Here is a 14,494-nt window from a genome sequence, read left to right on the forward strand (position 1 = left end):
CTATTGATAAAAACGCTATTTGTTTAGCCGAGGTATCTTTCTTTAAGGTGGTTTTTGAAATAACTGGCCGTTAATGGTTCTCCGGTAGCTCTGGTCATGAGCTCGGCAGTGGAGTACTTTCGTCCCTGTGACCAGATATTGGTTTTCAGCCAGTCAAAAATGGGCATCAGGCTGCCATTTTGAATTTGCTTCTCAATATCTGGCATTGCTTTTTTCTGGGCAGCAAACAGCTGTGCAGCCACCATAGCGCCCAGCGTGTAACTTGGGAAATAGCCAAAAGCCCCCATAGGCCAGTGAATGTCCTGCATGCAGCCATTTTTATGATCCCCCGCCACATCCAGACCCAGGTAATCTTTCATTTTCTGCTGCCAGAGCTCAGGAATATCATCGACTTCGATGCTCCCTTCAATCAGGTCGCGCTCGATTTCATAGCGAAGAATAATATGGGCAGGGTAGGTGATTTCGTCAGCATCAACCCGAATAAAGCCGGGGCGAACCTGTGTGTAGATTTTTTCAAGATTATCCAGAGCCATATAAGGCGGTTGCTTGCCATCGCAAAGATGTTTAACGATCAGGGGCTGTATCAGTGACAGGAATGCCGGGCTGCGGCCCAGCTGCATTTCAAAGAACAAACTTTGCCCTTCGTGGATACCCATGGACCGGTAGGACGAAACAGGCAGCGCTCGATCCGTTGGTAGACTCTGGTTGTAGCGAGCATGCCCTGTTTCGTGAACGGTGCCCATCAGCGCTTCAACAAAGTTATCTTCGCTATAGCGGGTTGTCATTCGAACATCTTCACTGACACCGCCGCAGAACGGGTGAGTACTGACATCCAGACGACCATGATTGAAGTCAAAGCCAAGCAGCTTCATTACTTTCAGTCCCAGGGCTTTTTGTTTCTCCGTTGGGAATGTTCCTTCAGGCTCAATAATCGTAACTGAATCCTGACGATCTTGGGCTTCCTGGATAAAACCGGGCAGCCAGGTTTTCAGGTCGCCAAACAGCAGGTCAAGTTCCTGAGTGTTCACTCCGGGTTCATAAAGCTCCAGAAGTGCGTTGTAAGGGCTCGTATTACTTTTCTCCGCGCGAACGCCAGCTTCCTGACGTGAGAGGTTGACGACCTCTTTCAGGTTTTTGGAAAAGCCTTCCCAGTCATTCTCTGGACGCTGGCTGCGCCAGGCATGTTCACAGTGGGTGGATGCAATGGTTTTGGCTTTCACCAGGTCATCCGGAATGGCGCTGGCATGCAGCCATTCAACAGCCATCTCTTCTACGGATCGAATGGTTTCCTCACTGGTTTCCTGACGCTGTGCTTCCTGCAGCCATGACGCCACTTCAGGAGCGGTGAGCAGCTTGTGCAGGAGAGCGTTCAGCTCGGCCAATGCAGCACCTCGAGCCTGATTCCCCCCGGCTGGCATCATGGCTGCCTGATCCCAGCCGGCAATTGCCCCAAGATGCTGCAGGTGATACATCTGTTGGAATCGGTTCACCAAGTTTTGATAGGCGCTACTCATGAAATCACTCTTAGAAATTATGATGATTAAAAATAGTATCAGGCTTTTCTATGGTCTTTGAAAATATCTTCTTTGATGTCGTAATATCTCTGAGGATACCGGCTGGTCGTCAGGTCGTTCATTATCTACTGGGTTTGGAACAACCACTCCCCCTTGTTGGTGAACCGTATCCAGAAAACCTCCTATTCCTTCAGGCCTTTGAGTCTGCCATTGCTCTTCAGTTGTTGGAAAGTCCCTGAAATCATCCAGAATCATCTGCCGGGTAATATTAACTGCCCCTCTGAGCCCTTCTCGTTCAAGGCGCTTATGGATTCGTTCCCAGCGGACACGATCCAGTGTTCCAATGGGCGTATTACTTGCCGTATCAATTAATTGGTACAGGCTCCCAATGGCGACAACCGTGACTCGCTCATGGCCTCGTTGGGTCATCAGGTTATTCCCTTCGGTCAGTTGCCAACTATTTTTTGCAATGGTTTTCCTGTTTTCATCGGTTAGCTGTTTACCGCCTAATAGATTAAAAATAAGCTGAAAATCCTCATCGCTCATATCCAGAAGGTGATCGGTATCAATTGAGGGGTTATTCAGTGTTTTTATTAATAGAAGACGGTCTTGAATTTTTGGGGAGGGGGCAGTAGCGGTTACTCTATGTCCTTTTCTGGAAGCTTCTTCCATCTCGGCTAATTGATGTGGATACTGATGATCAGATTTTAAACGTTCATAGCGATGAATGACTGTACGAAAAACCTCTATGATCTTATCCACCCTTTTTGTTGCTTTGACTATGTTTGTTCTTGCTTGCTCTCTCTCCTGATCACAGAGGTCGGCCATACCAAATATACATATTTGATTTTCAAGATCCTGACTTAGCTCCTGAAAGAGAAAGTAAAGAGGTTGGTCATCACCGGGGCGTACTTGGTTGGGTATGATTGCCTGATCATTGTTGATCCATCTTCTGACTCTGAGAAAGTCTTCTGCTGACTGGATTCTATTGAGTGCATCGGTTAGCTGGTTCCAGGTATACCGGCATAAATGATGTGTTTTTTTATCAAAAAAGAGTTCTATCTCGTCAATTGCGGACTCGATTTGGCTTTGCAGATGCTGAAGACCCTGGATGGTTGCAGACCCTTCTGTTGCCAGTGCTGATGTTGCTGAAGCGCACCAGCTTTGAATCAGATTCGATGTTTCCAGACCATAGCAGCGGTGATAGATTTCGATATTTTGATCTATCTGTTTATTAAGCGCCTGGAGTTTTCGATTAAGCTTTGCGTATTTTTCTTGACCTTCAGTGGTGTGCTGGTCAATTTTCCTCAGCGAGTCAGCAACTTCATGTCTTTCTTTCATCAGTTTTTCTGTTTCTTGAAACAGAGTCGCTCGAGATGGCCGCTCTGAAATACCTATGCCTCCAATAGCTCCTTGTTGTATCGATGCTGGAGGAGCGTCTGATCTTTGGGCTAATGCAAGATCAGACATTGAGTGTAATAGCTGCCTTGCTTTCAGCTCAGCTTGGATCGTGCTTATGGCTGTTCGCCATCTTGCTAAGATTTGGTTATTTGAGTCCAGCTGAATAAGCTCTGTCATTAACTGCTGACATCGCGTGTCAGGGTTTCTGTCTGAATGGATAGCTGATAAAAGGTTATGGCATTTTCTGGAAAAGCATATTCCTCTGAGAAGATTAGATAGATTTCTCAGGTCTTCATATGCTCTCATTTTTGGGTTGTTATGTCGGATTAAATCAGTATTTCTTATAAATTTATTCAATTGTGATATATCTTCTTGAGAAATATCACCACTGCTGCGCAATAGTGAGAACTGAAAAATCTTCCAATAGAGCATTGATAGAGGATCTTGACCATTAGTATCGTTCGGCAAGTGTTGAAATAGTTTTTCCATGGCGTTATTTAAATTGAAGTGGAACTCTCTCCAGTCAGGTAAATCAGGTGCGGCGGATTGCTGGTGCGACGGAGTTTGCAGTCGAAGTCTGAGAGTTGGCTCCGAAGAAGGTGCTGGTAATACTTGAGTAGTGGTCCTGCTATCGGGAGAGTGTCTCATCTGTCCTGTTGCAGGGAAAGTCCATAAAATTGTTGGAGACGGTGAGAAGAAATCCCAGTTTAATAGGCTAGATATGCAGTGCTCACCCTTAATCTTATATTTAGATAGCTTATTTTCTGGCAAATAAGCTTCTGGAATTGTTTTTTTGGTTTCATTCTCATTCTTAATTACATTATCTCGGCATGATGATGTTGAGAAATGGGTAAGGGTATGACTTCCTAACCTTGGGGCGTCAGGTGTTTGCTGCAAAAGATCAGCCGCATCATGTTCTCCTGTTTCCTGGGGGGGAGTAGCCCTATGAACTGGGCTTAAAAGCGAAGGAAAGTTTATTTCAGCCATGGTAAATCCAATCATTCAGCCGTATGTAAAATCCAAGCCCCTCTGATTTTTATGGCTTGAAACGCTCGGTGTTAGATTACTCAGGCTCTGAATTGGTTCCCCTGCATAAAAAAGGCCTCCACTGTGGAGGCCTTGGGATAAAGCTAACTGAATTAACAGTTAGCCTTGTTGGGGTCAAAGTGCTCGCGCAGCTTTTGCAGCAACAGATAGAACACTGGGATCAGCAGAGTACCAAAAATCGTGGCTGCCAGCATACCGGAGCTTACGGTAATACCAATAATCTGACGGCTTGCAGCACCAGCCCCGCTGGCCAGAACCAGAGGCAGTACCCCGAGAATAAAGGACAGAGCGGTCATCAGTACCGCACGGAAACGCAGGCCGGCAGCATTCACCGCAGAGTCAAAGATACTGTTGCCTTCCCGGCGTTGAACCATGGCAAACTCTACTATCAAAATCGCTGTTTTTGCGGCAATACCGATCAGCAGTACCATACCTATCTGGGCGTAGATATCATTGGCCAGCAGTGGGTTCCAGTTGCGCATCACGTTAATGCCTACAAAGGCACCGAAGGTGGCGATGGGTACGGCAATGATGATGGCAATGGGCATGGTCCAGCTTTCGTACTGGGCTACCAGGAACAGGTATACGAACAGGAAGGCCAGGCCAAAGAGGATTGGGGCCAGGTTACCGGCTTCAATTTCCTGTAATGACTGTCCAGACCAGGAGTAGGTGTAACCATCCGGTAGGTTCGCTGCCAATTTTTCCATGGTAGCCAGTGCATCACCAGAGCTGTAACCCGGTGCGGCCTGACCACTGATATTGACCGAGCGGTAGAGATTGTAGTGACCAATGTTACTGGGGCCAAGAATTGGCTTCAGAGAGGCAACGGTGGTCAGTGGAACCATCTCACCCTTCATATTGCGCACATAGAACTTGCTCAGGTCAGAAGGCTCAGCCCGGTCAACACTTTCAGCCTGCAGGTTGACCTGGTAGGTTCTTCCCAGCATGGTGAAATCATTCACATAGAGCGATCCCAGCTGAGTCTGCAGAGTCATGAAGATCTCGGAGAGTGATATTTCCTGAGCTTTGGCCTTGTTGCGATCAACCTCGAGGTAGTACTGAGGAACATTCGCCCGCCAGGTAGAGAATACACGACTGAGATCTGGTTGCTGATTGGCTTCGTAGATCAGTCCATTCAACACCTGAGACAGCTCCTGGGGAGAACGACTCATGGTGTCCTGCAGGCGGAAGTCGAAACCACCGGATGCACCAAGGCCTGGAATTGGCGGGAAGGCAAATGCCATGGCCTGAGCTTCCGGAAGCCCCCAAAGTTTGCCCTGTGTATTATTCAGGATTGCGCTCTGGTGAAGTTCCGGGCTTTGGCGCTCATCCCAGTTATCCAGAACCACAATGGCCATACCACCGTTGGAGTTAGCGCCACTGAAAATACTGAAGCCGGAGACGGTGATCACACTGTCGACACCCTTTTCAGTACGGACTATATCCGTAATCTGTCGCATGACCTCTTCGGTACGATTCAAAGAGGCGGCGTCTGGCAGCTGGATATCCACCAGGAAGAAGCCCTGGTCTTCATCAGGCACAAAACCGGTGGGTGTTGAGGTGAACATAAAGCCGGTGGCCGCCATCATAATGGCAAAGAGGGCCATGCCGAGAATAGAACGACGCAGCAGCAGTGATACCCAGCTCTTGTAACCCCTAGTCAGCCGGGTAATAAAGTTCTCTACGGGCCTTAACCAGACGATCTGGGCCAGGTTGCCTTTCTTCAGCAATGTAGCACAGAGAGCCGGGCTGAGGGTCAGGGCGTTGATGGAAGAAATTAATACGGCGACCGAGATGGTGACGGCAAACTGTGAGTATAGCCCCCCCGTTATGCCCGGCATAAAGCCAACCGGTACGAATACCGCCAGCAGCACCAGGGTGGTTGCAACGATCGGTCCAGATACTTCTTTCATGGCCAGACTGGTTGCATCTTTGGGGGACATGTTTTCCTGGGTGATCAGACGTTCGACGTTTTCAATAACAACAATCGCGTCGTCTACTACAACCCCGATCGCCAGCACCAGACCAAACAGGGTAATGGTGTTGATGGAGAAGCCCAGCAGTTTCATGACCGCAAAGGTACCGATCAACGATACCGGGATAGCGATTGCCGGAATGAGCGTTGCCCGCCAGTTCTGCAGGAACAGGAACACCACCAGGATTACCAGAAGTACGGCTTCAAAGAGTGTTTTAACGACTTCGTTGATGGAAGCATCGATGAAGTCGGTGGTGTCAAACTTGATAACGTACTCGATACCTTCCGGGAAGGTATTGGCCAGATTCTTCATCTCCGCCTTCACGCCTTCAGCCACTTCCATGGCGTTGGCATCAGGCTGCTGATAGATAACCAGAAATGCAGTCGGGTCGTTATTCAGGCGGGCATCACCTTCATAGCTCTGTGAACCCAGTTCAACGCGGGCCACATCTTTTACACGGATAAATGAGCCATCAGGTTGCGCACGGACAATAATATTACCGAACGCTTCAGGGCTACTCAGACGACCCTGAGTCTTGATGGTATAGGTGAACTGCTGGTCGGGAAGGGTTGGTCCCTGACCCAGCTTACCCGCTGCAACAATGGTGTTCTGCTCATTAATGGCACTGGCGATATCACTGGTGGTGACATCCAGAGCGGCCATCCGGTTAGGATTCAGCCACAGACGCATACTGTAGGTCATGGGACCCAGTACTTCGGCACTGGCAACACCATTGATACGAGCCAGTGGCTCTTTCAGATAGTTGTTGGCGTAGTTGTTCAGGAAGATCTGATCATACTCACCACTTTCTGAAATCAGGTTGACCCCAAGCAACATGTTGGACGACTGCTTACGCACCGTGACGCCAAGGCGGCGAACATCTTCCGGCAGGCTGGGTTCAGCAACCGCTACGCGGTTCTGAACGTTAACCATGGCCATGTCCTGATCAATACCGGTCTCAAAAGTGACCGTGATAGACGCAGAGCCACTGTTGTCAGCGGTGGAGTTGATGTAGATCATCCCCTCAACACCATTAACCTGCTCTTCAATGGGTCGGATAACCGCTTCTTCAACGGTCTCGGCATCAGCGCCGGGATACATGGCATTAATAGTCACCTGGGGCGGCGCTATTTCCGGGTACTGGCTCACTGGCAGTGTCATCAGTGAGATCAGGCCGACCAGGGTAATCACTATCGAGATGACGAAAGCGAACTTTGGCCGGTTAATAAAAAACTGGCTGATCATCTCAGTTACCCTTCTCCTGCTCAGGGGTAATGGTGCCGGTGGTTGGGTTCACCGTTACCAGTCCCGGGGTTACTTTGGCACCTGGGCGAACTTTCTGCAGACCTTGAACAATGATGTGCTCATTGGCTTTCAGGCCTTTGGTCACCACCCACATGGCACCGATACGTCGTCCCAGGGTAACCTGGCGGGTTTCGACAGTATTCTCAGGTGTTACTACCAGTACAAAGTGGCCGGACTGGTTCTGCTGAACGGCAGCCTGAGGGATCATCGGTTGCATGGTCTTGGCATTGCTTTCCGCCTGCAGGTTGACATACAGCCCTGGCAGAATGATACCGTGAGGGTTAGGGAAAGAAGCACGCAGTGTCAGTGTGCCGGTTGTTTCGTCCACCTGGGTGTCGGCGAAGCGGAAGGTGCCTGGCTGGTTATACTCCTGACCGTTAGGCAGCTTCAGTGTTAGCTTGAACTCTTCCTTTTCCTCAATCGGCGCTTCTTCTTCGGCGTCTGCTTTCTGGCCTGCCGCCATGGCATTGTCCATCATATGACTGATCAGCTGTCGCTCATCCACCTGGAAGGTGACATAGATAGGGTCCATGCTGGTCAGAGTTGCCAGTGGTTGGCTGGTAGGGCCGACCAGGTTACCAACGCTGTAGGTTGATTTGCCGATTTCACCTTTAAAAGGTGCGGTGATGCGAGTGTAGCTCAGGTTGATCTGTGCGGTTTCCAGACTGGCTTCCGCGGCCTCAACACCGGCAACAGCCTGTGCTTCCGTGCTGGTTTGCATATCGAAATCAGCCTGACTGATAAACCCTTTTTTCACCAGGTCCCGGCCACGCTCAAGGTTCTTCTGAGCATTGACCAGGTTAGCCTTGCTGCTGGCCAGCTGGGCTTCAGCACCTTTAAGAGCGGCAATAAACGGCGCTCGGTCAATTTCATAGAGCAGCTGATCTTTTTCCACCAGGCCGCCTTCAGTGAAGTTTCTTTCGACAAGAAAACCTTCAACCCGGGCACGAATATCGACGACATCAATTGCTTCGGAACGGGCTACGAACTCATGGTATTCGCCTACTTCCTGATCAGCCACGTTAAATACGGAAACAGCTGGGGGGGGCATCTGATGCTGTTGCTGTTGCTTGTCTTCTGAGCACCCTGCCAGAAATAATATAGAGGTGGCTAAGGCGCCTATCGGAAGCCATTTTCCGAATTTACGATCAGTGATTTTAGCGATCATTGATAGCTCCGTAAGGGGTCAGGTTCTTGCAGGACCCGCAAAAGCAATGATGTGCCAGACCATTAGTTTAAGCACATCTCTATTCTGGTGGCTGCCAATACCGCTATCACAGCAGCCTCTTTATACCGTTCGCTTTAATACCCTCTATGGTCCTGACATTTGGGGCAGATACACGAATAGGCACTGTCTGGGCTCAACAGAAAATTTGCCTTGTATATCTCCCCTCAAACACCACGCCCTGCATTGAGGGGAAAGTCTGATTGGTACTTGTTGTGTATTAACCCCGAATGACTCTGCGGTTAGAGTGCCTGTCTTCGGCTCTTCATAGGGGAATGCTCCGTGCAAAGCATCGGACAGCATACAGGGTTATGGGTTGTGACGGATAGTATGGGTTTTATGTATCTATAGCCATGTGGAAAACCGAAGTTGGCAGTTTTTTTACTATTCAAAATGGAATAAGGCAGGGCTTTACACTGCTTTTACCGGATCTATTGACCCGATTGAGATGCAAGCCAATACACTGTACCTACATTCAGGAACAGCAGGTTTAAGTGCAGTTGTTGCAGGCGATAAACCGGAAAACTGTCAGTAATCGTTTAAAAAAGCATTCCTGATAGATGAATGATATGATGTCCCGCGCCTCGGAGAGTACTGGTTAAGCCCTTTTTGCATATTATTAAGAAGCAGGAAAGGGAGGTCAGAATCACATTGAGTGAATAACTCAAGAGGCTAACAGCTGAGAGCAGTACATTTTCTTATAATGTTCTGCAGGATTTAGAATAGTCAATCAGCTGTATCTTTGGAATTAAAGTGGTATGAAAAAGCCTCTATTGAAATGGTATATCGATAGAGGTGGCCAGAAAGCCCAAGCGGGGGGTTGGCTGGCTTGGCAATCAGTTACCCCATGAGCTGTACCTTTAACCCCGCTTCCCCCAAGGCGGGGTCTTTTTTTTATGGAGCAAACCATGAGCAAAACCAATGCCAAGCTATTGCTGATTGATGATGATATTGAGCTCTGTGAATTGCTGGTGGAATACCTGGCCACAGAGGGATTTACTGTCTCTGCTGTTCATGATGGTGAAGCAGGGGTTGATGCGGCTCTGTCCGGGATGCATGACCTGGTGCTATTGGATGTAACGTTGCCTAAACTGAACGGCTTCGATGCTTTGAAACAGATTCGTCAGCAATCCGATATTCCGGTTTTGATGCTGACTGCCCGTGGTGACGATGTGGATCGGATTATTGGTCTGGAAATAGGTGCTGATGATTACCTGCCCAAGCCTTACAATCACCGTGAACTGGTGGCCAGAATCAAGGCCATTTTGCGTCGCGGCCGAACGCCGCTGATTCCTGAAGGGACCAGCCGGACCTTGCAGATTGATGACATTGCATTAAACCTTGCGAACCGTGAGGCTGCCATTTCTGGCGAACCTCTGGAATTGACTGCAACAGAATTTCTGGTGCTGAAAACGCTGATTGAAAAAGCGGGAGAACTCATTTCCCGGGATGATCTGACCCAGATTGCTTTGAACCGTAAACTGACGCTTTATGATCGTGCGATTGATATGCATGTGAGCAATGTGCGCAAGAAAATTGGTACCCGGCCTGACGGCAGTCTGAGAATTAAAACCGTTCGTGGTTCTGGCTATTTTTATATTCTTCCGGGCTGATGGGGTTACGAGTGCGATTTAAAATCCCCCGGCTTGTGGTCTGGCCATGGCATAGTGTCTTCTGGAAGATCTTTCTGTGGTTTTGGTTAACCATGATTGCCATGCTGGTCACACTGTTTCTGGCATTTGCCGTCACGGTGGACCCTTCCGACTTCCTTTCAGAACGGCGGGCGCTGTTTCGCGAGCTGGAAATAGCAGCTCGCAAGATGGAACTTTTGTCCCGCACCTCTGTGCACCTGCCTATCCCAAGGTTTCCAGGCAGTGGCTATTACCTGTTTGATACCGAAGGTAATATTCTGGGCAGTGCATCTATCTCTGAAGAGTTGATTTCTGCCTACAACAAAACCCGGAATCGCAGTGACCCAACGATCACTTTTCGAAGAGGTGTTGTTGTCGTAGGCCCTCAGCGCATTACCCTGAATGATGCCCCTTATGAGCTTTACCTCACTAAAGAGATGCCAATGCTGGTGCACTGGCGGGTGCAACAGGTGGTGGCAAGGCAATGGCATCTTATTATTCTGGCACTGGGTGTCAGCTTCTTCCTTTGTGTGGTATTGGCGCGCTACCTGGTAGGCCCTATTCGCAACCTGCAGAGGGCATCAAGAAAGCTGGCTCGAGGTGACCTGAGTGCCCGCGTGGGTGTCAAGGTTGCTAAACGTCGAGATGAGTTGGGAGAGCTGGCCAGAGACTTTGACCATATGGCAGAGCAGGTCGGTTCTCTGGTGTTCAGTAAAGAGCGTTTGCTCCGGGATGTATCCCACGAGCTAAGGTCACCGTTAACCCGACTGCAGATTTCTCTGGCTCTGGCGAGAAGAAAGACACCCGATGCAGAAGCAGAGCATGCCCGTATTGAGCGTGAAATTGAGCGACTGGATCAGCTGATTGGGCAGATCATCCACTTTTCCCGTATTCAGCATAATATGGCCAATATGGCCTGCGAGAAGGTTTCGCTTGAAGTCATGCTGAAAAAACTGGTAGATGATGGAAACTTTGAAGCTCAGGCTCGTGATAAGGCGGTGGTTTTCAAAGAAACCGCTAAGATTGAGCTGGTTGCTGTTCGTGAGTTTCTCTCCAGTGCGGTGGAAAACATTATCAGGAATGCAATCCGCTTTACGCCGGAAGGCTCAGAAGTTGAGGTGCGTCTGTTCCGTGAAAATGATATGGCTCTGATTCGTATTCGGGACCACGGACCTGGTGTGCCTGAAGAGGCTCTTGAAGATTTGTTTGAACCATTTTTCCGGGTAGATGAAACCCGGGGGAAAGAAAATGATGGAACGGGCCTTGGGATGGCTATTGCAAGCACGGCAGTATCACAGCACAACGGCTCTATTATTGCCCGTAATGCTCATCCCGGTCTTGAGGTGTCCATTCGCCTTCCGTTAAGGAATGGGTTGAGTGCCTGACCTGGATCTTCACTGCTGGGATTTGTCTTATGCAGAGGCCAGAACTTTGCAGACGACGCTGGCCAGGCAAGTCATTCAGTATGATGACTTGCCTGAGGTCCGTTGCGTTGCCGGTGTTGATGTTGGCTTTGAAGAGAAGGGTAGCGTTACCCGGGCTGCTGTGGCCGTACTGGCTTTTCCCGGGCTGGAACTTCTGGACTACGCGGTTGCCAAAGTACCGACCCTGATGCCTTATATTCCCGGATTACTGTCATTTCGGGAATGCCCAGCCATTCTGGAAGCACTTTCCCGGTTATCGGTTCAGCCAGATCTGCTGTTCTGTGATGGTCAGGGGATTGCTCATCCCCGAAGATTTGGAGTGGCTTGTCATATTGGGGTATTAACCGGGTTGCCGGCGATTGGTGTTGCCAAGAGTCGGCTGTGTGGAAAAAGTGAGATTCTGCCTGAGGAAAAAGGCGCCCGGGTTGAGCTTTGGGATGACAATGAACTTATAGGGAGCGTGGTTCGTACCAGAACTGCAGTACGCCCACTGTATATCAGTATTGGCCATAGAATATCGTTGAACACGGCGGTGCATTATGTTGAAGCATGTCTTACCCGGTACCGGTTGCCAGAAACTACCCGCTGGGCAGATGCCCTGGCTTCAAACCGGGGGCAGGCAGTTATCAGGGCAAATCAGGTTCTGGGTCGTTAGCTTTTCCTGTGGTCTACTGGTTCTGTTGCTGGGTGGCTGTGCAGGAAATGATCGGGAAACATACAGTCAGCAGAGCTTTCAGAAAATGGTGGATGCCGGTTTTCTCTCACCGCAGATTCGCAGCTTGGATATGCTGCCAGTTATGATGGTACAGCTTTACCTGGAAACCCCCCAGATCTTTATCCAGGGCGATGGTAAACCACTGATGTTTCATATCAATGGCAAGGTTGATGCGGATGTGTTTGGTGGCATGGTTACAGAAAAGCTACCAGTGCAGGTCACTGGATTTACTCAGCTGAAGTACTCGACGGAAGATCAGGCTATCTATTTTGATCAGATCGATTTTATGGAAGCCCGGATTGATCTGGAAGTGGCACTGTTTAAAACAATGATCGTAGACAGCTTCCAAAAAGCCCTGCTGAAAGAGCTTGCAGCAATGCCGCTTATTTCACTGGAAAGAACGCCGGAGCTGGCAGCAACCCTTGAGGCTTTGTCCAGAAATAATGAGGAAGGCGATATTCGCTTTGATACCCGTGATGGCAGTCTTGTGGTTGAGGTTGTGCCGAATAAAAAGGAAAACAATTCGGGATAGTCGATGTGTCTGGTAGACGTGAAGTATTTATCTCCTGCTTTCATGGATTAAGGATTGAACCACAGAGTTCGCAAAGAGCACAAAGGAAAAGCGCTTCTTAGTGTTCTTTGTGACCTCTGTGGTTTAAAAAAGAATCCCGCAGTACGGTCAGGCTCTTAGAGTAAGGTAATAGATCAGAAACAAGCAGTGACGTTACTTGCATTACCCTCCGAAGCATTAAGGGAAGTCCTTAATCTCTATCTTAAAGGCAGGTGTTCAGAGAATATCTGTTGAACCACACCGAAGGTTTGCTGGCACTGCAATGTCCATTTTTTTGGGGTACGCAAGGTTCAGGCTGTTCATGATGGCAACAAATTCTTCTTTACTCTTTCCTCCCCCGATTCTCTGATTAAATCGCTTTTCTTCTCCAATGGATGAGCTGGTGAATCCACGGTAATCATGGGCAGGGTATACAAGGGTTGGGTCTGGCAGGGTAAACAGCTTGTTAGTAATACTGTCGTATAACTGCTCAGCAGAGCCCTCCTGAAAGTCACACCGTCCAGTCGCACGAATAAGGAGAGTATCTCCGGTCAATACCTTGTTATCAAACAGGAAACTCATACAGCTTTTTGTGTGACCTGGTGTTGCAATAGTTTTGACTGGAATAGCTCCAATATAAATAGTTTCTCCATCACCCAGTAACTGGTCAGCCATATCAATACAGGATGATTTGCTCAGTGCTATGTTGGCTCCGGTTTGCTGTCTCAGCTTCCAGGCTCCGGTAATATGATCGGCATGCACGTGTGTCTCAAGGATAAGTTTCGGTCTGAGGCCCAGTTCTTGCAAAAGCTGAAGATCTCGATCTGTTTGCTCGCTGACTGAGTCAATCAGAACGCCTTCTTTTGCGTCCACATCTCCAAGGATATAGGTGTAAGTATGAGATTCTGGATCCTGCAGTTGCCGGAAAATCAGGTTATTCATGGTGATGGTATTTGTTGTGCCCAACCTTTATGCATAAAAATAAAGGCTGGCGAGGTGGCTACAGGTTGGGTTGTGGTGTGGTTCGTAGATAACTCTTGATGCGTTGATGCCCTTTAGGAAATTTGGCCGGTATGTCTTCATCAGGGATGGACGGAACAATGATGCAGTCTTCGCCATGATTCCAGTCAACAGGGGTTGCCACCTGGTAATCAGCGGTCAGTTGAAGGGAATCGATGATCCTGAGTATTTCATCAAAGTTCCTGCCTGTGGACGCCGGGTAGACAATGGTTAATTTCACTTTTTTATCAGGGCCGATAACAAAAACATTCCGGGCGGTCATGGTGTCTTCTGAGGTCGGATCCAGCATGTCATAAAGGGCGGCTATTTTACCGTCAGAGTCGGCAATCAGTGGATAATTGATGGTGGTGTTCTGTGTCTCTTCAATATCCTTGATCCAGCTATGGTGGGATTCGACAGGGTCAACACTGAGTCCTATAACTTTAACCCCTCTAGAGTCAAACTCATCCTTTAATTGGGCAACACGGCCAAGCTCAGTGGTGCAGACAGGGGTGAAGTCTTTGGGGTGTGAAAATAAAACCGCCCATTGATTATCAAGCCAGTCATGAAAAGTTAAATCGCCTTCAGTCGTTGTTGCCGTAAAGTCAGGTGCTGTATCTCCAAGCCTGATGCCCATGTAAAACCTCTTATTTTATTTGAAGAAAGGTGCGAAATAAGGATGAATTTTCCTGATTCCAAGTCCGAAG

The 14,494-nt window shown here is 48.8% G+C and carries 10 protein-coding genes; 4 read left to right on the plus strand and 6 right to left on the minus strand.

Features of this window, described 5'->3' with window-relative positions:
- Positions 1-23 precede the first annotated feature (23 nt).
- The 4 genes from GV64_RS09365 to GV64_RS09380 form a co-directional block, all read right to left on the minus strand.
- Positions 24-1,514, minus strand: coding sequence for a carboxypeptidase M32 (locus GV64_RS09365; protein ID WP_020585103.1), 1,491 nt, complete (start codon positions 1,512-1,514; stop codon positions 24-26).
- Between the two features lie 48 nt (positions 1,515-1,562).
- The gene (locus GV64_RS09370; RefSeq protein WP_157237129.1) at positions 1,563-2,984 is read right to left on the minus strand and encodes a guided entry of tail-anchored proteins factor 1; all 1,422 of its coding nucleotides are present in this window, start codon (positions 2,982-2,984) and stop codon (positions 1,563-1,565) included.
- A 1,070-nt stretch (positions 2,985-4,054) separates the two neighbouring features.
- Positions 4,055-7,183 (minus strand): efflux RND transporter permease subunit, encoded by a 3,129-nt coding sequence (locus GV64_RS09375; protein ID WP_020585101.1) that lies wholly within the window; start codon positions 7,181-7,183, stop codon positions 4,055-4,057.
- 1 nt (position 7,184) lies between these two features.
- Positions 7,185-8,411, minus strand: coding sequence for an efflux RND transporter periplasmic adaptor subunit (locus tag GV64_RS09380; RefSeq protein ID WP_020585100.1), 1,227 nt, complete (start codon positions 8,409-8,411; stop codon positions 7,185-7,187).
- 965 nt (positions 8,412-9,376) lie between these two features.
- Between GV64_RS09380 and GV64_RS09390 the strand changes: the two genes are divergently transcribed.
- The 4 genes from GV64_RS09390 to GV64_RS09405 are packed head-to-tail and all read left to right on the plus strand — an operon-like array spanning position 9,377 to position 12,770.
- The gene (locus GV64_RS09390; RefSeq protein WP_033403744.1) at positions 9,377-10,081 is read left to right on the plus strand and encodes a response regulator; all 705 of its coding nucleotides are present in this window, start codon (positions 9,377-9,379) and stop codon (positions 10,079-10,081) included.
- A gap of 11 nt (positions 10,082-10,092) precedes the next feature.
- On the plus strand, positions 10,093-11,484 hold the full coding sequence (locus GV64_RS09395) for an ATP-binding protein (protein ID WP_160171781.1): 1,392 nt from the start codon (positions 10,093-10,095) through the stop codon (positions 11,482-11,484).
- Positions 11,477-12,178, plus strand: a complete 702-nt coding sequence (nfi, locus tag GV64_RS09400) for a deoxyribonuclease V (protein ID WP_020585096.1) — start codon at positions 11,477-11,479, stop codon at positions 12,176-12,178. The genes GV64_RS09395 and nfi overlap by 8 nt, the downstream gene beginning before the upstream one ends.
- Positions 12,063-12,770, plus strand: coding sequence for a hypothetical protein (locus GV64_RS09405; protein WP_152553988.1), 708 nt, complete (start codon positions 12,063-12,065; stop codon positions 12,768-12,770). Before nfi ends, GV64_RS09405 begins: the two co-directional genes overlap by 116 nt.
- Positions 12,771-13,025: 255 nt before the next feature.
- Here GV64_RS09405 and GV64_RS09410 read toward each other — a convergent pair whose 3' ends face one another.
- Both GV64_RS09410 and GV64_RS09415 read right to left on the minus strand, forming a co-directional pair.
- Positions 13,026-13,754 carry an MBL fold metallo-hydrolase gene (locus GV64_RS09410; RefSeq protein WP_236632929.1) on the minus strand — a complete coding sequence of 243 codons (729 nt, stop codon included), beginning with the start codon at positions 13,752-13,754 and terminating at the stop codon, positions 13,026-13,028.
- 34 nt (positions 13,755-13,788) lie between these two features.
- On the minus strand, positions 13,789-14,424 hold the full coding sequence (locus GV64_RS09415) for a peroxiredoxin (protein ID WP_020585093.1): 636 nt from the start codon (positions 14,422-14,424) through the stop codon (positions 13,789-13,791).
- Between the last annotated feature and the right edge of the window lie 70 nt (positions 14,425-14,494).

Origin of the sequence: Endozoicomonas elysicola (assembly GCF_000710775.1) — a bacterium.
GTDB lineage: Bacteria > Pseudomonadota > Gammaproteobacteria > Pseudomonadales > Endozoicomonadaceae > Endozoicomonas > Endozoicomonas elysicola.

Excerpts from the sequence above, each read along its gene's own strand:
- GV64_RS09365 (WP_020585103.1), bottom strand. The coding sequence starts at position 1,514 with ATGAGTAGCGCCTATCAAAACTTGGTGAACCGATTCCAACAGATGTAT.
- GV64_RS09370 (WP_157237129.1), bottom strand. The coding sequence starts at position 2,984 with ATGTCTGATCTTGCATTAGCCCAAAGATCAGACGCTCCTCCAGCATCG.
- GV64_RS09375 (WP_020585101.1), bottom strand. The coding sequence starts at position 7,183 with ATGATCAGCCAGTTTTTTATTAACCGGCCAAAGTTCGCTTTCGTCATC.
- GV64_RS09380 (WP_020585100.1), bottom strand. The coding sequence starts at position 8,411 with ATGATCGCTAAAATCACTGATCGTAAATTCGGAAAATGGCTTCCGATA.
- GV64_RS09390 (WP_033403744.1), top strand. The coding sequence starts at position 9,377 with ATGAGCAAAACCAATGCCAAGCTATTGCTGATTGATGATGATATTGAG.
- GV64_RS09405 (WP_152553988.1), top strand. The coding sequence starts at position 12,063 with ATGTTGAAGCATGTCTTACCCGGTACCGGTTGCCAGAAACTACCCGCT.
- GV64_RS09415 (WP_020585093.1), bottom strand. The coding sequence starts at position 14,424 with ATGGGCATCAGGCTTGGAGATACAGCACCTGACTTTACGGCAACAACG.